The organism is Paenibacillus sp. FSL E2-0151, assembly GCF_037993015.1.
In the GTDB taxonomy this organism is placed as follows: Bacteria; Bacillota; Bacilli; order Paenibacillales; family Paenibacillaceae; genus Paenibacillus; species Paenibacillus amylolyticus.
Genome location: NZ_CP150308.1, coordinates 5,041,190 through 5,061,717, shown reverse-complemented (window position 1 = coordinate 5,061,717; position 20,528 = coordinate 5,041,190). Strand labels below are relative to the sequence as shown.

Sequence of the window (20,528 nt, the reverse complement as noted above, 5' to 3'; positions counted from 1 at the left end):
TTTCCTCCCAGAAAATAAAGTAGTTGCAAAAGATATTGGTAGCCGAAACGTTGAAACTTTTGCGTAAGCATATCTCAGAAGAAAAATATTATGAATCTATTGAAATTGTTCATAGACACCCCCCTATGGAAGCTATAATAAGGTAAAATATTCAATTTAACAACAGTATTTTACAATTTTAAATTATGATTCGAAAATAAAGAAGAAAGAAGAAAAACTCTGATGCTCTAAGACCATTGAATTGAATCGCTAGAAATGAAAATATTGTTGCAAAAAATGGATAAATAAGTTTAAATATACTATATAAGTAATTCTATGTCGGGAAAACAGAGTGAAATCTACATGTTTCAGTGTTTTCTGAAGGGAAGGGAGGTGATCTAACCTGTTTATTGTAAGGGCTTTCAATTTTGGGTTGAGAGGAAGCTTACTTCACCGCGTTAGAAAAAGTTGAACTTCAGCATCAAGCGTAATCCAGTGAAACTTCGAGAAACGCATACTTAAGTTTGACAAAATTGAGAGGAGAAATTGAGATGAAAAAACGTATTACAATCCTTTTAAGTCTTTCGATGATCGTTGCCATGATTGCCCCAACAATGGCTTTTGCTACGGATTCCAGCGAGGTTGGTGCTCAGAACACAGCGTATGAATCTATGAATGTATCCGGCAATGACGCAAACAATGCGCTTGCTAATACTCCGGTGGTGCCGGCACCACCGGGTTTTGATGGCTATCGAAACAATATTCCGCACGGAAATACCAATCTGATATCCTATTACTCCACAACGGTGGGCAATACACGGAAAGCGACCGTGTATACACCGCCAGGATATTCTCCGAATAAAAAGTATAACGTCTTGTATCTCCTGCACGGCATCGGCGGGGATGAGCATGAGTGGGTCAATGCAATGAAACCCAAGAACATTTTGGACAACCTGTATTCGGAAGGCAAGCTGTCCCAGATGATCGTTGTCATGCCGAATGGCCGTGCCATGAAGGACGACCGTCCAGTCGGTGACATTTTTGCTCCGGACAAAGTGGCTGCGTTTGAACGGTTTGAGCAAGACCTGCTCAAGGATCTGATTCCTCATATCGAGGCCAATTATCCGGTATACAAAGACAAGAATAGCCGTGCGTTGGCCGGTCTGTCCATGGGTGGTGGGCAATCGCTTAACTTCGGATTGAAAAATCTGAATACCTTCGCTTGGGTAGGGGCCTTCTCGGCTGCACCGAATACGCAATCTGTATCACAGCTGGTTTCCAACCCGGGACAAGTAGCCAGCCAACTCAAATTGTTGTGGATCTCCTGTGGATCAAGTGACGGTCTGTTATGGGTCAGCCAGAACTTCAAAAACGGCTTGAGCAGCATGAATATTCCGCATACCTTTTATCTGGATGTAGGTGGACACGAACCATCTGTCTGGAACAGCGGCCTGTATCAGTTCTCACAAAGAATCTTCAAATAATTTAATTTGAATTAGCTTCTTGAAGCAATCGACAGGAGAAACAGGAATTCATATCGATATGTAGCCTCAGTTCTGTTCTGCACAGGGCTGGGGCTTTATGTTGGTTAGTGTGCGAATATGACATGATGAATGAGAGCGAATATGTTAGCATGAAGGAAGCAGATCCACATGGAGCGGGTAGTTAATTACATAGGTAGATACATGAAGGAGAGAAATAGGATGTTCTATTACAAAGGTGCATTCCGGGAAACGGACAATGTGATTTATTTCAAAAGCGAGGTCCCCTTAATGGAGAACGATGTCGTTATATTTGGGGAGAAAACATATTTTATCCAAAGTGTGGAGAAAGAATTTCTTCTGCTTCAGCGGGTAGGCTCTATTGTCTCTGTTAGCGTGTGAAATAACTACAGAAGCTTCACCTTTTTCAAGTGTACGTGCACTTCTGGGCCACTGCCTACATACAATAGATCGACCCTGTTCCCACATGTGCTCAGGCCAGATCGTTGTAAAACTGCAGGAGGTGTCATCTGTGCCCGGATTGTTTACCGCAATTGCTCTATTCATTAAAGAGTTAACGTTACTCGTCTCGTATGTCAAAAATAATGCGTTCCCCCAGCCACTGGCTGAGGGTGATGAAGCCAAACATTTGCGCCTTATGGCTGAAGGTAATGCTCACTCTCGCAATCTGCTCATTGAACACAATCTGCGCCTCGTCGCGCATATCGTCAAGAAGTTCGATAATACGGGTGAAGATCAGGAAGACCTGATTTCCATCGGAACCATTGGTTTGATCAAAGCCATCGAAAGTTTTCAACAAGGCAAAGGTACGAAGCTTGCCACATTTGCGGCGAGGTGTATTGAAAACGAAATTTTGATGCATCTGCGTTCCCTGAAGAAAACACGCAAAGACGTATCCCTGCACGACCCTATCGGTACGGACAAAGAAGGCAATGAAATTACATTAATCGACATCCTTGGCACAGAAGCTGATGATGTTGTAGATCGGGTACAGCTCAAGATTGAAAAAAGCAAAATTTATCGCAATCTAGATATCCTGGATGACCGGGAGAAGGAAGTTGTAATCGGTCGATTTGGCCTGGAAGCAGGCGGGGAGGAACGAACTCAACGCGAAATTGCGAAGGAACTGGGCATCTCACGTTCTTATGTATCACGGATTGAGAAGCGAGCGTTAATGAAGCTGTACCACGAGTTTTATAAGCAAAAGTAGTTGTTGGATAGATAGCGCTTTTCGTTAAAAAGATGGTGCTTTCTGAACCTTCCGCATTTGTAGGGAGATGCATTAAGATCGAAAATTTGATACACTGCGCTCTCTGAAAATGGCACGGACAAAGAGGGCAATGAAATTACACTAATTGATATCCTCAAAACAGATTGGAAAAGAAAAAGGAATAGATTAACAGACCAGAGGGCGCCTTTATCGGGAGCCCTTTTTACTGTGAAGATACTTAAAACTGGATCTAAATAGTATTAATTATTTGGGATTATGACCTAAATAAAGGAATTTCCATTCCCGTTGAAGAATATCTTGTACACAGACCAATTTAATATATAAGGAGTACATCATAATGAAGCAGCTTTTTCAGAAAACTCCACTGTGGTTTTTGTTAATCTGGATTGTAGGATTTATGATGATCGTGTTCAACTCGTTTCAATCAAACTCGGGTACCATTAACTTGCTTGCATTATTCATAATTAATGTTGCTAATGCTATTCGAATTTGGAAAAACGAACGTTCATTAGCAATTACCTTTTTAGTTGTTGCCGCTCTATGCTTGGCTTATATTTTAATATACTTCTATAGATATGTATAATCAGCATGACATGGCATGAGAATAACAACAAAGGAATGTACATAGGCTGATGATAGTATAGATCGGATGCAACTTAAGATTAATAAAAGCCAAGGGCATGAAATAGGAGCATATGAAGTGGTCACCTTTTACAAAGGTGGCCTCTTTGCTTTTGCAAAAAAATATATAAAAGAGGGATATGTATTCTGGGCAGATTATTATATGATGAGTAATAATATTTTGCATCGTAGAGAGCATGTACAGAAAGAGAGTGGTGGTTGATCATGCAGCAAGAAACGTTAACAAGGGGATTAAAGAACCGGCATGTGCAGTTGATGGCGATTGGAGGTGCGATCGGTACAGGTCTGTTTCTTGGAGCAGGCAAAACGATCCAGCTAACAGGGCCATCCATCTTGCTGGCCTACATTATTACGGGTGTTGTGTTGTTCCTGATCATGCGTGCATTGGGGGAGCTGCTGTTAAGCAACTTGCAGTATCATTCCTTTGTCGATTTTGTGCGTGATTACCTGGGAAATATGGCGGCATTTATTACAGGCTGGACCTATTGGTTCTGCTGGATCTCCATTGCCATGGCTGATATTACGGCCGTTGGTTTATATACGCAGTTTTGGTTTCCGAATGTACCTCAGTGGATGCCAGGGTTAATTGCGCTGGTCATTTTGCTAATTATGAACTTGGCAACGGTCAAGTTGTTTGGTGAGATGGAATTCTGGTTTGCCCTGATTAAAGTCGTGGCTATTCTGGCACTCATTGTTGTTGGTTTATATATGATTTTCAAAGGTTTTACAACGGATCAGGGTCCAGCGAGCTTCACCAATCTGTGGAGTCATGGGGGATGGTTTCCGAATGGACTGCATGGGTTCATCATATCGTTCCAGATGGTGGTATTCGCCTTTGTAGGCATGGAACTGGTGGGACTCACAGCGGGGGAAACGGAGAATCCGGAGAAGGTTATTCCTAGAGCGATTAACCAGATTCCGATCCGGGTAATGCTCTTCTATGTTGGCGCACTGCTGATTATTATGAGCATCTACCCGTGGAACGCCATTGTGCCTACTGAAAGTCCGTTTGTACAAGTGTTTGCCGCTGTGGGTATTGCAGCTGCCGCCGGCATTGTGAATTTCGTGGTACTGACTTCCGCAGCGTCAGCGTGTAACAGTGCCATTTTCAGTACAAGCCGTATGGTGTTCTCCATGGCAAAGGATCACAACGCACCTGAATCATTTGCAAGACTGAACAAGAGGAAAGTCCCTTCCAATGCGCTGTTTTTCTCCACGATCGTTATTCTGATCGCGATTGTGCTGAACTATATCATGCCAGAGGGTGTATTTACGCTGATCACGAGTGTGTCGACTGTGTGCTTCATCTTCGTCTGGGGCATCATGGTAATCTGTCACCTGAAATACCGCCGTACCCAGCCGGAACTGGCGAGTCGCAGTCGCTTCAAGCTGCCACTATATCCGTTTTCCAACTACTTCATTCTGGCGTTTTTGGTTTTTGTGTTGGTGGTCTTGGCGTTGGCTGAGGATACGCGAGTGGCACTGTTTGTCACGCCGGTGTGGTTTATCCTTGTTGCGGGGATCTACCTTCTCAAAAAGAAAAATTTGAGTAATAACAGACAGTAGTCTTACCCTCGTTGCAAAATAAAGCCGCCCAATGATATTGGGCGGTTATTCGTATTTATATTCGTGCAGCCTCTTTGCCTTCACGAATGCTCGCGTAGACGGCATCACAGATATCGGTTGTATACTGGCCCGACATCCCTTCAAGTGCCGTGTTGGTGAATGCTGCAACACTAAGTTCTTCTTTTGGATCAACAAACCAGGAATGGCCGTAAGTTCCACCCATTCGCCACGTACCCGGGGATTCCGGTGTACCAGCTGTGACAGGATCTTTAAGTACGGTAAAACCAAGGCCAAACCCTCTGCCTGGCCAGTATGGCATCACGAGATCCCCGATTTGATTGGTGGACATCTCAGTCGCAACGGCTTCTGTAAGGAGAGGCTGTCCTCCTTGTCGCAATGCTTCAAGTAAAGTAAGAAAATCTCCGGTACTTCCAACCATACCCGCTCCGCCTGATAAGTAAGCAGAAGTATGATTCGCACGATTGGGTGACAGTCGGAAGCCAGCAGTACCCTCAATAAAAGGAATCAGCTCCAACTCCTTATGAAGGAGACGTGGTTCTTCAGAACCATTAGCATATGCGGTTGTCAATCGTTCCGAATCCACCGCAACAAAGTCAGTGTCGGTCATGTGGAGTGGATGAGTAACCAGCGTTTGAACAGCTTCTCGTAGTGACATCCCAGTTACCTTTTCGATAACGGCACCAAGTACATCTGTCGCAATGGAATATCTCCACATGTTGCCTGGCTCATACAGAAGCGGAGCAGAAGCCAGCCTTTGCAGATTCTCCTCCAGACTCATTTCAGACCAATCCATTCCGTCCGATACCCCTGCAAGCTCATAGGTTCCCTGATCTTCTTGGAAGAAACGGTATGTCAAGCCTGCGGTGTGTGTCATCAACTGATGTACTGATATTAAAGCGTCCTGACCATTGGCAAGTTTGGGCCGGAATGCAGGAAGCCAGCGTGTCACCGGATCATGCAGACTCAGCTTTCCTTGTGAGATTAATGCCAGAGCTGCTGTCGAGACAATAGGTTTGGTTACGGAAGCAAGTCGAAACAGAGCGTTTTCCGACATGGTACGCTTTTGCTCCCTGTCTGCGAAACCAGCAGCCCGGCTATATACCAGTTCCCCTCCTAATGCAACCTGTACAACTGTTCCTACGATTCTTTTTTCGCTTAGAGCGCGGTCAATGGCTTCATCCACATAATTATGCAATGCCGTCATGTCTTCTTTTCTCATGCTTATCTTCCTCTCACCAACTGATGTATTTGATTTCTCGTGATAACTGTGTTTATTATATAAATGATTGATCTTGTATTACATGGTTTGTTAAAGGCATTATAACGAATTAGCGAATATACTTAAGGTAATTTCTGAATATATCTTATGTATTTAAAGGAGTGGATCACATGGACGAAATAGATCAGCATATTCTGTATCACTTGGAGAATCAGGCGAGATTATCCATGACCGAACTCGGCAAACTGGTGGGGTTATCTCAGCCCGCCGTTACTGAACGAGTCAAACGAATGGAAGAAAAGGGAATCATCGAGGAGTATCGAACCGTAATCTCCCCATCCAAATTGGGCAAGCAGAGCACAGCCTATGTTCTTTTTCGTACGCGGGATTGTTATCCTTTCCTGGATTTCTGTCGTGCGTCACCTGAAGTTGTGGAATGTTATCGGATAAGCGGAGAGTACAATTACTTGCTGAAAATCCTCACAGATACCATTCAGGGACTCGAGGAGTTTCAGAACAAGTGTGATCCGTACGGTACTTACATGACCTTGATTACGATGTCTTCTCCGATTGCACATAAAAACCTTGTGGAAGGACCAAATCTGTTGGCACAGGCAGAATAAGATTCTGGTCTTTAAAATGAAAAACAGAAGAGGAGTCCACATCAAGTGAACTCCTCTTTCCTCCTGCGTGTAACTCATGCAAAATGCCTTCCTGTTATTTTACTTACTTAGGAAATCCATATTTATAAGCACGCATAGCTACAAGCAACGCAGGAATGAGCAAGATAAACAGTGCCCCAGAAAGGTATCCTGCTCCAAATACTTCAAGAAGAATGGCCCCGATGATGCCTCCTCCACCAATTGCCAGATTCCATGCTGTAACCAGCATCGATTGGGCGACATCTGTGCTTTTGCCTCCGGCTTGAGCGATGGCAGTCTGTAACAGTGTCGCGGCCCCGCCAAACGTAAGTCCCCAGATCATGACGCCAAGGATAATAATCACAGGTTGATGAGTAGCGATTCCCATCGCGACAGAGGCCAGAGCGAATGATGCCAAGCTAATGATAACCAATCTCCTCAAAAATCGGTCAATGAGCATGCCGGTTAACCAAATTCCAACAATGGAAGTAAAACCGAAAATGAGCAAAATCAAGTCGACTCTGTTAGCAAATACGGTCTGGGCAAGGTAGGGAGAAATATAGGTATATAGAATGTTATGGGCAAGCATCCAGGCCAGAACAACAAACAGAATAGGCCTAACTCCCGGAATTAAAAACACCTTATGCAGCGGAAGACGTTCACCAGCTGGCTCTCCGGCAAAATCCGGCATTCTCCAGAGAACCCATACGATTAAAGCCACGGTTAGAAGAGATACCATCCCGAAGATGAGGCGCCAGCCGACATAAGAACTGAGAAAACTACCGATTGGAACACCCAGGGCTAATGCTAACGGTGTGCCGACCATAGCCACAGCCATGGCTTTACCTTTTAGCGAATCCGGGACCATCCGACGAGCATAACCTGCTGTCATTCCCCATAACACACCCGCAGAGACTCCCGCCATGAAACGAGCAGCAAGTGTCAGGATATAATCCGAAGATAAGGCGGTAACGGTGTTAAAGACAAGAAAACCACTAATGCATACTAACAGTAGAGGTCGGCGTCTCCATCCGCGTGTAGCAGTAGTCAAGGGAATGGCAGCAACAAGTGATCTAATGGCATAAAGAGTCACCAACTGTCCTGTGAGGGCCTCTGTGATCCCCAAGTCTTTTGCAATTTGCGGCAGCAGTCCCGCAGGCAGGCTTTCAGTGAGGATGCAAATAAATCCCGCCATGGCTAATGCAAGAAGCCCAGCCCACGGAAGGCGTTCTGAAGATATGGAAGGCAGCTCCCTTTGTTTTGGGAGGGGTGTGTTAATGGCCATGAATAAAAAACCTCTTTTCTTATCGTTTAATCTTATCCAGAACTATGCATATAAGCTTATCTGAAAAAATCAAACTTTTGCATACAGGATTAAAGGTAAGAAGGAGGTTTTAACATGATTTTTAATTTAATTTGTGAGTTTATCCGTTAATTTAGTATGTTCTAAAGTGGACTGAAAAAATGAGCAGGGAGAATGTCTTCTCCTGCTCATTGGCTCAAGTCATTACTTAATTGGATTAGCTTTCATTTCCTGTCCCATTTTCTCAATGCCATCCAGAATTTGATATCCATAACCCCAGAACTGGCTGAAATCTGTGACATAGATCTGTTTGTTCTTGATTGCGTTCATACTTTGCAGGGCAGGGTTGGCATACAGATTCTGAATCAGCTTGTCGATATCCGGTGAACCGGCATACGCGGACAAGAGCAGGTAGTCCGGGTTCGCTGTGATCAGTTGCTCTACACTAACTTCACCTTGCACACCATCAAACGTATTTTTCAGCTTCAACAGGCTAAGTGCATCAAGCTGATACGTATCGTTCTGCATGCTGCTTACCGTAATGGTGTCTTCTGTAGCGGGTACGATATAAGCAAAACGTTGCTCAGGCTGATCGGCTACACTTGCCTTAATGGCTGCAACACGAGTCTTCAGATTTTCCGTGAATGTTGTGGCATTTTCTTGAACATCGAAGATCTGCCCAAGTTGTGCAATATCACTATACAGGCTATCGAGTGAACCTTTGTGGTTGGTTGTTTGCAGGAACGTGCGGATATTCATGTCATTCAATCCATCGACGGTACCCACGCCCCAGTCTGCATCAGCGAACAGGTCGCCCCGTCCGAGTACCAGATCTGGGCTTGCACCTACAACCAGCTCTTTACCGACATAATCCTTGGACAATACCGGAATTTGGGCGAAATCATCAGCCACATCCGGTGTAACGGAACCATAAAGAGCAGCAACACCGACCATTTTATCGGTCAGACCTAATTTGATGAGCATCTCAGCCGCAGACTGGGTGTTCGCAACAACACGTTCAGGTGCTTTATCGAATACCTGCACTTTGGGTTTCCACTCGCCACCCTCACCCGAGATCGTGAAATTCTCAATGGTGAGCGGGTACGTCGTTTTATTTGTATTCTCAGCAGAAGCTGAAGTTTCTGTCGTGTTAGTTGTTGAAGTTGTTTCTTCGGCAGGGGAAGAAGTTGATGCGTTCGAACAGGCTGCAAGTAGCAGTAACAGGAGACTTAGAGCAGCGACGATGCCAATGGTTCTGGATGTGAATTTCATTAAATGACGAACCCCTTTTCTATGTGTTTTAAATTGACAAAGATAATCATTCTCAATTATAATCCGAGAAAACACATTGTAAATAGCTAAATTTAATTTGTTCTACATTTTACGCGAATTGATGGGGGAAGAGATGGCACAGACGGTTCAGGTTCAGACACAGCGTATGGGGAAAAGAGAGTCTCTGATTCATAGTAAATCCGGGTTTACTTTACTGATTGCAGCTTTAATCATGATTACGCTTATATCCGTAGGTATTGCAGTTTCCATTGGACAGGTACAAATTCCACTGGCGGAGTCGTATCGTATTCTTTTATACAAATTAACGGGATTTCAGTGGGGGACAACACCCATTGAGGCAGGTTCCTTTACCGATATTATCTGGCAGATTCGTTTCCCGCGTGTGCTGATGGCGATGTTTATCGGTGCAGGCTTGGCCTTGTGCGGTGCTGTTATGCAGGCTGCTGTGCAGAATCCGCTCGCTGATCCTTACATACTAGGTATATCCTCAGGTGCTTCACTTGGAGCAACCTTTGCAATTCTTATTGGATTCGGTGCGATTGGGTGGCTAGGTCAGACGGGGGTGGCTTTCTGGGCCTTTGCCGGTGCGATGGGTGCGTCCTTACTGGTTCTGACTTTGGCAGGGATTCGGGGGAAAATGACGTCGGTCAAGCTGGTGCTTGCGGGAATGGTGATTAACGCGTTATGCAGCGCTTTTTCGAACTTTATTATTTATTTTGCCAACAATGCTGAAGGCATCAAAACGGTGACGTTCTGGACCATGGGCAGCCTGGCGGCTTCCGGATGGAACAAGCTTCCACTCGTGGGTATCGTCGTGCTGGTGGCGATTCTATTTTTCCTTTTACAGTCCAGAGTTCTTAATACGATGTTATTGGGGGATGAAGCAGCCGTTACATTGGGCATTAATCTGAGTGTGTACCGCAGGGTGTACATGCTGTTAACCGCTTTGGTGACAGGCGTTATGGTGGCGAGCTGTGGCATGATTGGTTTTGTCGGCCTCATTATTCCGCATATCGTCAGAGGTCTCGTGGGTTCCGACCATCGTAAGGTGATGCCTGTATCTGTGCTGTTTGGAGCCATTTTCCTTATCTGGACGGATGTTATTGCACGATCCCTCATATCCAGCGTGGAGTTGCCAATCGGGATTATTACAGCCATGATTGGTGCACCAATGTTTATGTATATGCTGGTCAAAAAAGGCTACGGTTTTGGAGGAAATTAAAGATGAAGCTGAACGTAGAAAATGTATCCATCTCTGTGCTGAACACGGACATCATCAAGGATATTTCATTACAGGTGAACGGTAAACAGTTCGTTGGACTGATCGGACCCAATGGTTGTGGCAAGTCAACACTGCTCAAGAGCATTTATAAAGTGATCAAACCGCAGCAAGGTAAGGTTTTTCTGGACAATACCGATATTCTCAAATCCAGTCCAAAGCTTGTTTCCAGACACATGGGCGTTGTTGGCCAGTTTAATGAATTGAGTTTTGATTTTACAGTACGCGAGATGGTCATGATGGGCCGTACCCCACACAAAAAAATGCTGGAGACGGATAATGAACGGGATCATGAAATCGTAGAGCAGGCTTTGGAAAAAGTACATCTGACTGGACATGCAGACCGCAATTACGTGTCTTTGTCTGGTGGGGAAAAACAGCGTGTCGTCTTGGCACGTGTCTTGGCACAGCAACCCCAATTCCTGATTCTGGACGAGCCGACGAACCATTTGGACATCAAATACCAGCTTCAAATTCTAAATATTGTCCGTGGACTAGGCATTGGCATATTGGCAGCGCTGCATGATCTCGAACTCGCCGCAGAATATTGCGATTATCTCTATGTGGTGAAAAAGGGCCAGATTGTGGTCCATGGCAAACCGGCTGATATTCTGACTCGCGAGATGATTGGTGAGGTATTCGATGTGGATTGTGAAATCTATACAAATCCGGTTACAGGTGGCCTGGGCATTGCTTACCTGAGTACACGTTGATTGGGACTATATCTTCGTTTGGATGACCCGGAGCAATCTTTCGAAATAATCAATTGAAATGAACATAGACCGTGCCTGTTGGAGCGATGTTGTTGAGTGCTCACAGGGCCGGTCTTTTGTTTTTTAGGTGGGGGTAGGGATCAACTATTGAAGCTTAGGATCAACGGGATGAGCATGAGCACCTTTGCTAACTTCTTGAAAAATATCTGAGGAGTTATCGCTATGCGTTGAAGACTTGCTGCTGTTGTCTTGTTGGGGGTGTTCTCCCGTTGCTGGACTACTACCTGTAATTGCATAACTTCGTAGGATCTCTTCCAGATCTCCAATCGTCACGGGACGAGCATGTCGTTTCAGGACATAACCGAGTTGACCATTGGGTTCTACCGTCGCCGTCTCCAGATCGTCTACACTTGTAATTCCGTGCTGTCGCATATGCATCTCAAGCTGATCCATCGTATAACGCATGCGTTTCAGATTCGGGATAATGACCTTTCCGTCCTCTACCACGATTTTGGAACTGCCACTCATTAACCGTTCAAAAATATTAAATTTCAATTGCAGTTGTTCCACTACAAGCAATGTCAAAATGAAGACTGATGCTGATCCAATCGCTTTGCCAAGCTCATGATTTGCGATGGGCTGTACAATCGTTGTTCCGATGGAGATCATGATGACCGTTGTGGCGACACTCATCTGTGAGATCGATTTACGTCCTGCAATTCGCAGCAGAATCATGCCGATAAGTACAAGTAAAACAGATTTCCATATCCAGTCCATACGTATATTCCTTTCTATTCCAGTATGCGTTTTGCTTCTTAGACTGTTCTGGAGTTGGAGAAATTATGCAGATGGCTAAATCCATAGCTTTCATTCCGCCCACCGGATCGTTTACAATAGGGTATTGATGAAGTGAACAAAGGAGCGGGTTACAGTGGCAAAACAGAAATACTATGTTGTCTGGGAAGGCAAGAAGCCGGGTGTGTATAACACATGGGCAGATTGCAAAGCGCAGACGGATCATTATACTGGAGCAAAATATAAATCCTATGAGTCCAAAACAGCCGCAGAAGAAGCGTATCGTGCTGGATGGAAAGGGAACTGGGGTTCAAGTGCAGGCGGAGCGTCGAAGACAAAGTCGGCTGGTAGCGGAAGAAGTGCTGGCATGGAAACGTCAGAGGAAGTGGATTACGACAGCGTCTCTGTTGATGTGGGCACACGTGGTAACCCCGGACCTGTAGAATACAAAGGGGTAGACACCCGCACCGGTGAGGTTATTTTCTCCGTCGGACCGATCTCCAAAGGCACGAACAATCTGGGCGAATTTTTGGCCATTGTACATGCCCTTGCACATCTGAAAAAAGAAGGCAGTACCAAAACGGTGTATACCGACTCGGTCAATGCCATGAAATGGCTAAAGCAGAAAAAAGTAGCCACAACGTTGCCAAGAGACAACTCCACGGAAGAGATCTGGTTGATGATTGATCGTGCCGAGCAGTGGCTCCAGACGAATACGTACAGCAATAAAGTGCTAAAATGGCAGACCAAACAGTGGGGCGAAATCAAGGCAGATTACGGCCGGAAGTAGGTATTTATCCGTATCAATTTCATAATACCTTTCGCTGCTTCAATCAAGGCTAGATATAGATCAAAGCGGTTTGATTTGTCTATATCTAGTTACAAAAATCCATTTTTAGTGAGTTATGAAATTGATTTTTCCAAAGGATGCCTCCTTAATTTCTGGTCTATTAGAATCGTTATTTACAATTTCCAGTTTCCGCTCTATAATCATCTGAATATGATTAGTTAAACATATGGAGGAGCCTGTCATCTGCAGGCCCTCTTTATCTTTTTGGTCCATTGATTAGCAAGTCCATTCAATAGAATGGGGTATTTGAGTATATATTGCAGGAGGCAGACATGAGTTCCATTTATAGAAGTGAAGAAGGCAAGAGCAGCATCCTTGAAGAGTATGAGATTTATTTGAACGAGTTGGGTGAGAAATTTACTCGGGAGTATGTAGAGACGCGTTTTGGAAAGACACATGTTTTACTGACGGGTCCTCTAGATGGCAAGCCGTTATTTATTCTCCAAGGCGGTAATTGTGTGAATCCGATGACGTTGTCATGGTTCTCTTCTTTATTTAAAGAATACCGGATTATTGCTCCTGATACGATTGGTCATCCTGGTTATAGCGAGGAAGCGAGTATCTCCACACGGTTTGATAGCTTGGCATTATGGGTATCGGATCTGTTAGATCACTATGATATTGAAAAGAGTGCATTTATCGGTCCATCGTTTGGAGGAGGCATTATCCTCAGACTGGCTACCTATATTCCGGAACGCATCTCGTGTGCCGTATTGGTTGCTCCTGCGGGTCTTGCGGTCAATTCCAAAATTAAAACAGCTCAGGATATCACGCTGCCACTCGTCAAGTATCGTATGACGTCTTCACCATCTTCTTTGCAAAAAATTACGGACAACATGTCGTGCAACTGCATGAAAGAAATGGATAAAAACATTATTGGTAAACTTTTTAAATACGTCAGTATAGATCAGGATCTGCCCAAGCTTACGGAGCGGGAAGAACTGGTGAATTATACGTCACCAACCTTGTTATTGGTAGGGGAGAAGGATGTCTTTTTCCCAGCTGATAAGTGTATTGAGCGAGCTCAAAAGATTATTACGAATGTAAAAACCATCAAGTATGATACAGGACATTTCCCTTCACAGGACGTATTGGTTCAGATGAACGAGGAAATCGGGCGTTTTTTACAGAATAATTATTAATAAAAGCTGTTAATGAAGGATGAGAAATGTTTTTCTCCAGTTTAATAAAGTAATTACATCCATCTGTCGATACTCTATATAAGAGAATGCTTTTCTTCTATAGAATAGTGTGGATAGGGATTAGCAGTAGAACGAAGAAGGCTTGATATCATTAATATTTAAATATTTCGCGTGAAGGTGTTTCAAATTGCATCATTTGGTTTATATGTATAGTTGGCGATGAATTGCTGACTGGTTAAACCAAGTGATGCATTTACGCGGAAAGTCTTCCGATCGACAAGGTTGAAAAGAGGTCTGTTATGAGAAAAGACAATTGTAAAATGACATTGCAGCGCAATGTGATTATAAATGATACATATCAGGTAAGACAGGTATTGGCCAGCAGTGAGTTGGCTATTGTATATGCAGGGCGAGATCGTAACACAGGTGCCAAAATAGCCATTAAGGAATTTTTCCCACAGAGAATGGCTGAACGGCAGGCAGACAAGCGAGGGGTGTTCTGCTCTTCACGAGGATACGGTGGGCAATATCAGGAGTTACTGGCTGCATTTCTGCTCGAAGGTGAACTATTATCGAAACTAGATCATCCCCATATTGTATCGTATATGGATCATTTTGAAGCGAATGGTACGGGGTATCTGGTTATGGAATACTGCACGGGAATCACATTGACCGAGTATTTGATTGAACATAATCATGCTCTTGATGCTGCTTTCATAACGGAGACGCTGCTTCCACTGGTGGATACATTGGATTACATACATAAGCAAGGCATTCTTCACCGGGATGTGAAACCTTCCAACATTATGGTTATGGAGGATGGTACACCCAAACTTCTGGACTTTGGCTCAGCTACCCGTTGGCCTATGCAATCCGGAGAGAAACAGGTGATATTTACATCGGCAGGTTATTCTCCGCTGGAGTTTTATTCGGAGAAATCTAGTCAAGGACCGATGTCGGACATCTATAGTTTGGCAGCTCTGCTCCATTATTGGACATGTGGGCAACCCCCTATGGACGTGAAACAGCGGTTGTTCCAGGATGAATTGCCATCTGTTCGCTCACATAATGAGTATGTGAATCCTTGGCTCGCTCGTGTTATTCATTGGGGGTTGACGGTTCGTTCTGAGAAACGCTGTGCTTCCTTAGCTTGGGTCAGAAGCTCGCTGCGAGTTCAAGCCTGGGTATGGAAAGTGCGCAAGCCAGGTACAGTGGAATGGTCTTTAGCCGAGAATCAACATACGCAGGTCTATGAAGTGGAGCCGAAAAAGCAACATGAGACGGCGTAAGCAGTCATGACCTATGTTACTAAAGTAGATAGGCTTAAATGCAAGCATAACCGTTAAATAGGTGTAAATAGAAACAAGCCAGTTCTTACCCGTACATATGGGGCGAACTGGCTTGTTTCTTTTATATTTTCAGAGATAGCTTCCTGTAGGTGATTTTTCCTTTTAGTTTATTTTGTAGGTCTTCAAGAAAGAGGACAAAGTCTTGCATATTTCCTGAATTTGTATAAATGCAGTTATGTTTTCAGAAAGTGAGCCAGTTAAAAATAGGTGTATCCAAAATCGTGACTTTCCGTTAGGGTGTGATCTTTTGAAATTTCAATCTCTCTGAGTTCATATTTGTTCAATTTCAGATTTAAGATTATATTTTCCCATGTTGGAATTCCAAATAATGGCTCAAGTCTTTTTTGATCATACTCTCCAATTGTCATATCACTGTTGGTGTTCTTAGATGAAAACAATAAAAAATACCTTCCAGTAGGAACATTGTCAATGTTATAAGAACCATAACCGTCAGCCTTAGAGGTGTAAATTCCATTAGTACCTTTTGAAGAGAACGTAATTCCGAAAATTGTATCATGAATTCTAGAGTATTTTGGTATGTCTCTTGGAATTAGAACAATTTTAGCATTTACATCGGGCTTAGTTCCTATGTATTTATTGTACTGCCAAGTAAGAACACCTTTTATATTCCCAACGCTGGCCATATCATAATTCCCGAAATTAATAATTTTTTTAGATTCCGTAATTGAAAGTTTTTCTTCTGTAACTTCAGAAAAGAAAAGAGGAGTAATTAGTGTCTTATTATTAATGTAAATAGGAGGTTCAGTTGTTGTATGTTTTTCAGAGTTTAAAGTATATTTTTTTTCTCCAGTTTTGAAACGAATTGTTTTTTGTCCTGTACTGTAAGCTTTATCTATAATATATGTTTTTTCTTTAGTATCAAAATAATACTTATATTGGGCAGACTGAAAGACCTGTTTCGCATCAAAATAGAGTTTCCCTTTGTAGTTAATAGGGATGACATCAAGCTTAACCTGATTAAAAAAGACAGAGTAAGTAAGGGGGGCAGCACCTACTTGGCTCACGGTTGATAAAATTAGTAACGAAATAATTACAAAAAAAGATATAGCTTTTTTTTTCATAAAAATCACTCCTAGTATTTTTTATAGGATAATAGTAACACCTTTAATAAAGTTAGAATAGTTAAATATTACTAATAAATATAGCTAGAATCTGATACTCTTTTACAGGTGTGCATTGGCATTTTAACATAAAATTGAATTTTTGAAGTTAACTTCTCTTCTAGGAACTTGACATGGGAAGTAATGCTTATTATCAAGATGCTTTAATCAGGTAAGAGCTGTTGGTTATATAGGTCCACTAGGACGGAGAGATTGGCCAATTTACGTCCAATTCATACAAGGTAGACATCCGAATCATTGCTTTTTATCCGCAGAGTAATTTGAAACGAACACCCCAACTCCGATACAATGTTCTCATAGAGTCTGAGAGAATGGATCAAATACGGTGCAGAAATGGAGAAAACCAATATGACTGAATTTATCAACGCTGACGATATTAATGACGTAATTCTGGCTGCGGCAGCAAACGAGCTGGAGCAGATGGTGGACAAAATGTGTGAGCTGATTGGCACGCCTTTGGAACAGACAACAGAACTGGAGCGTCAGGTCATGGCTGCTTTTGGTTTTGGCGCGGTGTATGGCATCACTCATCGGGATCAGCTAGCGGAGCCGCAGGCCCATGCCTTGAGCATTCGGATGCTCATTAAACCGTTTAATTACAGTGAACAGCAGGCGGTTGATTTTGCCGATGATCTGATTCGGGTGGCTTCTGATCGTGAGGTTCATCCGGTGATGAATACGATTATCCAACGTGGGATTGATGGACACCGCCAATTCAACCAGGAAAACGATGAAGGATTGGAACGTAACATTCAGGAGATTTTAACAGCGGTTCAATCGCAAAAATAGACGGTTTTAATAGATGTGGGAGATGATTGCATTGGATCTGATGAAATTAAGCAAGGAACTCTCATACGCTCTGCGACATGCACCATGGGAGTATGAACTGGAACTGGACGAAGAGGGTTGGGTGGAAATCTCGCAATTGCTGGTGGCTTTACATGAAAGTCCGCAGTGGAAGGAAGTCACGCAAGCCGATTTGGAGCAGATGATTCAAGCCTCGGAGAAAAAGAGACATGAAATCCGTTCAGGCCGCATCCGGGCATTGTATGGACATTCGACACCCCATAAGATATCAAAGATATCTGCTGAGCCACCGGAAACCCTGTACCATGGGACCCCGGCACGCGCAGTGCATTCTATTATGGAACATGGCTTACAGCCGCGGCAAAGGCAATATGTACATCTGTCCGCAGACATCGATACAGCCAATCAGGTGGGACGAAGACGGGATGATCAGCCTGTCATTTTGAGAATCAATGCTGCTCAAGCTTCCACAGACGGAATCCTCTTTTATCATGGAAACGAAAATATCTGGCTGGTCGATCACATTCCTGCACGTTATATTCTTGAGCAGTTACTGGTGAGCAATGAGTGATGAACTGTTGTGGAAAGCATAAATACCTATCTCGAATTGCAACAGTCGCAATGAATGGATTGAATGTGTAGTCTTCCGTTCAAGTTGTATACCGTTGTATTGATCGTTAGCTACACAAAAAAAGGGACGCATCCAACACTTGTTGGTGTGTCCCTTTCTCATATCCAAAACTTACTTGCCTACAATTGCTTTAATACCTTCGCTAAGTGGCTGAGCCGGACGGCCAAGCAATTTCTCTAAAGTATCACTCTCTACAGCCAATGCGCCTTCACGGATGGCACTTTGCATATCAACAAGCATCGATACGACAAAGTCCGGTAGACCTGCACCTTTCATGATGTCAGCGTAAGCGGCATCGTCCACGTTTTGCACGTTGATTTCCTGCCCAAGCACTTCACCAACAATGGCAGCCAGTTCAGCTTGCGTGCGTAGTTTGCCGGACAATTCATATACGGTATTCTCATGTCCTTCTCCTGCGAGAACAGCTGCTGCTGCATGGGCATAGTCACTGCGGGTAGCCCAGCCTACTTGGCTGTTGTTGGTGGCATGAACCCAAGGTGCACCTTGGGTAGATGCTTGCACACTGCCTGCTTCATTTTCCAGGTACCAGTTGTTGCGCAGGAAGGAATACGGAATGCCGGATTCACGAATAGCTTTTTCTGTAGCGCGGTGAACTTCCGCCAGGGAAAGGGTATTTTTCTCTGCATTCACAACGCTTGTATAAGCGATGAAACCCACGCCTGCGTTCTTGGCAGCGTCAATGGCAGCCTGATGTTGGCGAATACGCGTTTCATTGTCACCATCAGTCGAGATGAGCAACAGACGGTCTACACCGGCAAAAGCTTTCTCTAACGTCTCCGGTTGATCGAAATCACCATGACGCACGTCAACCCCTTGAGTGCGGAGTGCTTCCGCTTTCTCTGGATTACGTACACTTACTGCCACATCCTTGGCAGAATTGTTTTTCAACAATGCCTCTACAACCAGTGAACCCAAATGACCTGTGGCGCCAGTAACCAAAATTTTCATTTTCTTTTCCTCCTAGGATATGTGTTTTGTTTGCATATGGATGTAATCAAAAATGTTATAACAGGTGTGATTACAACGAAAGGGTTAAAAAAAGCTCATAATGAGCTTTGTTATTCAGAGACATGAATCTGATCCATCATCTGCTGTATGGTTACACGATTCAAGCGCTGTTCCATGGCTGTCTGAGCCTCAATGAGTTCGGCACGCAAGGTGTGTTCAATCATGTTGCCGACCGGACATTTCGGATTCGGATGTTTGTGAAAGTTAAACAATTCCCCATCCTCCACGACCTCAAGCGCTCGATATACATCAAGAAGGGTAATGTTGGCTGGATCTTTCAACAAGGAAGCACCGCCTACACCGGGTCTGACGTCAATTAGACCAGCCTGTTTCAACTTGGACATAATCCGCCGAATAATCACGGGATTTGTATTCACACTCTGCGCGATCACATCCCCGGTGCATTCATTGGGCATAACAGCGATCAGGGACAGGGTATGAACCGCAATGGAAAAGCGACTGCTGATTTGTCTCATGGGATAATCACCACCGTTGTAACTATAATAGTTACAAATAGATCGGATGTCAATTCCTTTATATTATATTTTAATGGATAGTTGCTGTTGTTCTGGAATCGTAGATGATCAAACAGATGATAATTGAACTATCACCTATGTCAAATAAATGAGTTGTGGTTCTTTTGAAGCGTTAAAAAAGAAGTAGGTTTCAAACCTTTTAATGTAATAATAGGGCTAAATTCCTATTATTTTCAAGTTAAATGGAACTATATGGTTTTCTTGTTTGCGTACAGAAGAAGAAAAATGACAAAAGCTTCGACAAAATAGAAAATTATGTATGAATTGACAAATGTAAAAGCGATTATATAATGTGTTTAACTACAAGATTGTACATTTAGTTACAAATGATTCCAAATAACAAACGGCGGGAGTGGGACAGGCATGTGGTTTTTGGTTCTATGGTTGTTAGGTCTAATTTCAGGGGGAGTACACCTATATGTGTTAGGTTTTCCCGGGGAAATGAGCGAGATTAGCAGGGTGTTGCTGCTTCATCAGTTTGTGGTTACGTTTGGATTGGTTGGAGTGATTGGTTATGTTGTCAACATTGCCAGAGCGGATCAGACAGCCAAAATGTTAGGATGGCCTGGTGGACCATTTCAGGTTAAATACGGTTTTTCCCAGGTAGGGCTTGGAGTTATGGGGATTATGGCCATCTGGTTCCAAGGGAACTTTTGGGTTGGTGTATTGGTAACGATGTACATATACGGATTAAGTGGTCTTTGGTCACATACTTATGTCATGATTAAAAATCGCAAGGCAGATGGAGACAGTATCGGGAATCTCATTATGGATGTGGTGTATCAAACGTTTATCACGGTTCTCTCCGTATTGGCTGGTGGAATCTGGGTAATGCACTAAGCTGTAACTGATTTTTTG

At 43.6% G+C, this 20,528-nt stretch carries 21 protein-coding genes; 14 read left to right on the top strand and 7 right to left on the bottom strand.

Annotated features, from left to right (window positions below; all coding sequences use genetic code 11):
• The first annotated feature begins 530 nt into the window (after nucleotides 1-530).
• The 5 genes from MHI55_RS22705 to MHI55_RS22685 all read left to right on the top strand — a co-directional run bounded on the left by MHI55_RS22705 (nucleotide 531) and on the right by MHI55_RS22685 (nucleotide 4,920).
• A complete protein-coding gene (locus MHI55_RS22705) occupies nucleotides 531-1,463 on the top strand; it encodes an alpha/beta hydrolase-fold protein (RefSeq protein ID WP_036615244.1) in 933 nt (310 codons plus the stop codon).
• Between the two features lie 219 nt (nucleotides 1,464-1,682).
• Nucleotides 1,683-1,862: a hypothetical protein gene (locus tag MHI55_RS22700; RefSeq protein ID WP_340386983.1), complete on the top strand. Its 180-nt coding sequence runs from the start codon at nucleotides 1,683-1,685 to the stop codon at nucleotides 1,860-1,862.
• Between the two features lie 130 nt (nucleotides 1,863-1,992).
• A complete protein-coding gene (gene sigK, locus MHI55_RS22695) occupies nucleotides 1,993-2,691 on the top strand; it encodes an RNA polymerase sporulation sigma factor SigK (RefSeq protein ID WP_017687130.1) in 699 nt (232 codons plus the stop codon).
• Nucleotides 2,692-3,361: 670 nt separating this feature from the next.
• Nucleotides 3,362-3,556 (top strand): hypothetical protein, encoded by a 195-nt coding sequence (locus MHI55_RS22690; protein WP_076318823.1) that lies wholly within the window; start codon nucleotides 3,362-3,364, stop codon nucleotides 3,554-3,556.
• A gap of 2 nt (nucleotides 3,557-3,558) precedes the next feature.
• The gene (locus tag MHI55_RS22685; RefSeq protein WP_340386982.1) at nucleotides 3,559-4,920 is read left to right on the top strand and encodes an amino acid permease; all 1,362 of its coding nucleotides are present in this window, start codon (nucleotides 3,559-3,561) and stop codon (nucleotides 4,918-4,920) included.
• Between the two features lie 55 nt (nucleotides 4,921-4,975).
• Here MHI55_RS22685 and MHI55_RS22680 read toward each other — a convergent pair whose 3' ends face one another.
• Nucleotides 4,976-6,160: a serine hydrolase domain-containing protein gene (locus MHI55_RS22680; protein WP_340386979.1), complete on the bottom strand. Its 1,185-nt coding sequence runs from the start codon at nucleotides 6,158-6,160 to the stop codon at nucleotides 4,976-4,978.
• 170 nt (nucleotides 6,161-6,330) lie between these two features.
• On the opposite strand from MHI55_RS22680, the gene MHI55_RS22675 reads away from it, so the two are divergent.
• Entirely contained in the window at nucleotides 6,331-6,783 is a 453-nt protein-coding gene (locus MHI55_RS22675) for an Lrp/AsnC family transcriptional regulator (RefSeq protein ID WP_017687134.1), read from the top strand.
• A gap of 103 nt (nucleotides 6,784-6,886) precedes the next feature.
• Here MHI55_RS22675 and MHI55_RS22670 read toward each other — a convergent pair whose 3' ends face one another.
• Together MHI55_RS22670 and MHI55_RS22665 are read right to left on the bottom strand one after the other, a co-directional pair.
• Complete coding sequence (locus MHI55_RS22670; RefSeq protein ID WP_340386977.1) at nucleotides 6,887-8,086, bottom strand: MFS transporter; 1,200 nt, start codon at nucleotides 8,084-8,086, stop codon at nucleotides 6,887-6,889.
• A gap of 222 nt (nucleotides 8,087-8,308) precedes the next feature.
• On the bottom strand, nucleotides 8,309-9,376 hold the full coding sequence (locus tag MHI55_RS22665; RefSeq protein WP_340386975.1) for an ABC transporter substrate-binding protein: 1,068 nt from the start codon (nucleotides 9,374-9,376) through the stop codon (nucleotides 8,309-8,311).
• 166 nt (nucleotides 9,377-9,542) lie between these two features.
• On the opposite strand from MHI55_RS22665, the gene MHI55_RS22660 reads away from it, so the two are divergent.
• Both MHI55_RS22660 and MHI55_RS22655 read left to right on the top strand, forming a co-directional pair.
• A complete protein-coding gene (locus tag MHI55_RS22660) occupies nucleotides 9,543-10,619 on the top strand; it encodes an iron ABC transporter permease (RefSeq protein WP_340390630.1) in 1,077 nt (358 codons plus the stop codon).
• A gap of 2 nt (nucleotides 10,620-10,621) precedes the next feature.
• Entirely contained in the window at nucleotides 10,622-11,389 is a 768-nt protein-coding gene (locus tag MHI55_RS22655) for an ABC transporter ATP-binding protein (protein WP_047843839.1), read from the top strand.
• A gap of 144 nt (nucleotides 11,390-11,533) precedes the next feature.
• Here the strand turns inward: MHI55_RS22655 and MHI55_RS22650 are convergent, their stop codons facing one another.
• Nucleotides 11,534-12,166 (bottom strand): DUF421 domain-containing protein, encoded by a 633-nt coding sequence (locus tag MHI55_RS22650; protein ID WP_282320634.1) that lies wholly within the window; start codon nucleotides 12,164-12,166, stop codon nucleotides 11,534-11,536.
• Between the two features lie 154 nt (nucleotides 12,167-12,320).
• Between MHI55_RS22650 and MHI55_RS22645 the strand changes: the two genes are divergently transcribed.
• The 3 genes from MHI55_RS22645 to MHI55_RS22635 all read left to right on the top strand — a co-directional run bounded on the left by MHI55_RS22645 (nucleotide 12,321) and on the right by MHI55_RS22635 (nucleotide 15,465).
• Nucleotides 12,321-12,974 carry a ribonuclease H family protein gene (locus tag MHI55_RS22645; RefSeq protein WP_036615228.1) on the top strand — a complete coding sequence of 218 codons (654 nt, stop codon included), beginning with the start codon at nucleotides 12,321-12,323 and terminating at the stop codon, nucleotides 12,972-12,974.
• Nucleotides 12,975-13,306: 332 nt separating this feature from the next.
• On the top strand, nucleotides 13,307-14,176 hold the full coding sequence (locus MHI55_RS22640) for an alpha/beta hydrolase (protein ID WP_340386973.1): 870 nt from the start codon (nucleotides 13,307-13,309) through the stop codon (nucleotides 14,174-14,176).
• Nucleotides 14,177-14,475: 299 nt separating this feature from the next.
• Nucleotides 14,476-15,465 carry a serine/threonine-protein kinase gene (locus MHI55_RS22635; protein ID WP_340386971.1) on the top strand — a complete coding sequence of 330 codons (990 nt, stop codon included), beginning with the start codon at nucleotides 14,476-14,478 and terminating at the stop codon, nucleotides 15,463-15,465.
• Nucleotides 15,466-15,722: 257 nt separating this feature from the next.
• Here the strand turns inward: MHI55_RS22635 and MHI55_RS22630 are convergent, their stop codons facing one another.
• Nucleotides 15,723-16,607, bottom strand: coding sequence for a stalk domain-containing protein (locus MHI55_RS22630; protein WP_315371287.1), 885 nt, complete (start codon nucleotides 16,605-16,607; stop codon nucleotides 15,723-15,725).
• A 393-nt stretch (nucleotides 16,608-17,000) separates the two neighbouring features.
• Here MHI55_RS22630 and imm48 point away from each other — a divergent pair, with 393 nt between their 5' ends.
• On the top strand, nucleotides 17,001-17,456 hold the full coding sequence (gene imm48 / locus MHI55_RS22625) for an Imm48 family immunity protein (RefSeq protein WP_340386969.1): 456 nt from the start codon (nucleotides 17,001-17,003) through the stop codon (nucleotides 17,454-17,456).
• Between the two features lie 31 nt (nucleotides 17,457-17,487).
• The gene (locus MHI55_RS22620; RefSeq protein ID WP_340390629.1) at nucleotides 17,488-18,045 is read left to right on the top strand and encodes an RNA 2'-phosphotransferase; all 558 of its coding nucleotides are present in this window, start codon (nucleotides 17,488-17,490) and stop codon (nucleotides 18,043-18,045) included.
• A 171-nt stretch (nucleotides 18,046-18,216) separates the two neighbouring features.
• Here the strand turns inward: MHI55_RS22620 and MHI55_RS22615 are convergent, their stop codons facing one another.
• The gene (locus MHI55_RS22615; RefSeq protein ID WP_340386967.1) at nucleotides 18,217-19,074 is read right to left on the bottom strand and encodes an SDR family oxidoreductase; all 858 of its coding nucleotides are present in this window, start codon (nucleotides 19,072-19,074) and stop codon (nucleotides 18,217-18,219) included.
• A gap of 110 nt (nucleotides 19,075-19,184) precedes the next feature.
• The gene (locus MHI55_RS22610) at nucleotides 19,185-19,610 is read right to left on the bottom strand and encodes an Rrf2 family transcriptional regulator (protein ID WP_047843833.1); all 426 of its coding nucleotides are present in this window, start codon (nucleotides 19,608-19,610) and stop codon (nucleotides 19,185-19,187) included.
• A gap of 423 nt (nucleotides 19,611-20,033) precedes the next feature.
• Here MHI55_RS22610 and MHI55_RS22605 point away from each other — a divergent pair, with 423 nt between their 5' ends.
• Nucleotides 20,034-20,510 (top strand): DUF6790 family protein, encoded by a 477-nt coding sequence (locus MHI55_RS22605; RefSeq protein ID WP_026080959.1) that lies wholly within the window; start codon nucleotides 20,034-20,036, stop codon nucleotides 20,508-20,510.
• Nucleotides 20,511-20,528 lie beyond the last annotated feature (18 nt).

Excerpts from the sequence above, each read along its gene's own strand:
- MHI55_RS22705 (WP_036615244.1), top strand. The coding sequence starts at position 531 with ATGAAAAAACGTATTACAATCCTTTTAAGTCTTTCGATGATCGTTGCC.
- MHI55_RS22700 (WP_340386983.1), top strand. The coding sequence starts at position 1,683 with ATGTTCTATTACAAAGGTGCATTCCGGGAAACGGACAATGTGATTTAT.
- MHI55_RS22690 (WP_076318823.1), top strand. The coding sequence starts at position 3,362 with ATGCAACTTAAGATTAATAAAAGCCAAGGGCATGAAATAGGAGCATAT.
- MHI55_RS22685 (WP_340386982.1), top strand. The coding sequence starts at position 3,559 with ATGCAGCAAGAAACGTTAACAAGGGGATTAAAGAACCGGCATGTGCAG.
- MHI55_RS22680 (WP_340386979.1), bottom strand. The coding sequence starts at position 6,160 with ATGAGAAAAGAAGACATGACGGCATTGCATAATTATGTGGATGAAGCC.
- MHI55_RS22675 (WP_017687134.1), top strand. The coding sequence starts at position 6,331 with ATGGACGAAATAGATCAGCATATTCTGTATCACTTGGAGAATCAGGCG.
- MHI55_RS22670 (WP_340386977.1), bottom strand. The coding sequence starts at position 8,086 with ATGGCCATTAACACACCCCTCCCAAAACAAAGGGAGCTGCCTTCCATA.
- MHI55_RS22665 (WP_340386975.1), bottom strand. The coding sequence starts at position 9,376 with ATGAAATTCACATCCAGAACCATTGGCATCGTCGCTGCTCTAAGTCTC.
- MHI55_RS22660 (WP_340390630.1), top strand. The coding sequence starts at position 9,543 with ATGGGGAAAAGAGAGTCTCTGATTCATAGTAAATCCGGGTTTACTTTA.
- MHI55_RS22655 (WP_047843839.1), top strand. The coding sequence starts at position 10,622 with ATGAAGCTGAACGTAGAAAATGTATCCATCTCTGTGCTGAACACGGAC.
- MHI55_RS22650 (WP_282320634.1), bottom strand. The coding sequence starts at position 12,166 with ATGGACTGGATATGGAAATCTGTTTTACTTGTACTTATCGGCATGATT.
- MHI55_RS22640 (WP_340386973.1), top strand. The coding sequence starts at position 13,307 with ATGAGTTCCATTTATAGAAGTGAAGAAGGCAAGAGCAGCATCCTTGAA.
- MHI55_RS22635 (WP_340386971.1), top strand. The coding sequence starts at position 14,476 with ATGAGAAAAGACAATTGTAAAATGACATTGCAGCGCAATGTGATTATA.
- MHI55_RS22630 (WP_315371287.1), bottom strand. The coding sequence starts at position 16,607 with ATGAAAAAAAAAGCTATATCTTTTTTTGTAATTATTTCGTTACTAATT.
- imm48 (WP_340386969.1), top strand. The coding sequence starts at position 17,001 with ATGGAGAAAACCAATATGACTGAATTTATCAACGCTGACGATATTAAT.
- MHI55_RS22615 (WP_340386967.1), bottom strand. The coding sequence starts at position 19,074 with ATGAAAATTTTGGTTACTGGCGCCACAGGTCATTTGGGTTCACTGGTT.
- MHI55_RS22610 (WP_047843833.1), bottom strand. The coding sequence starts at position 19,610 with ATGAGACAAATCAGCAGTCGCTTTTCCATTGCGGTTCATACCCTGTCC.
- MHI55_RS22605 (WP_026080959.1), top strand. The coding sequence starts at position 20,034 with ATGTGGTTTTTGGTTCTATGGTTGTTAGGTCTAATTTCAGGGGGAGTA.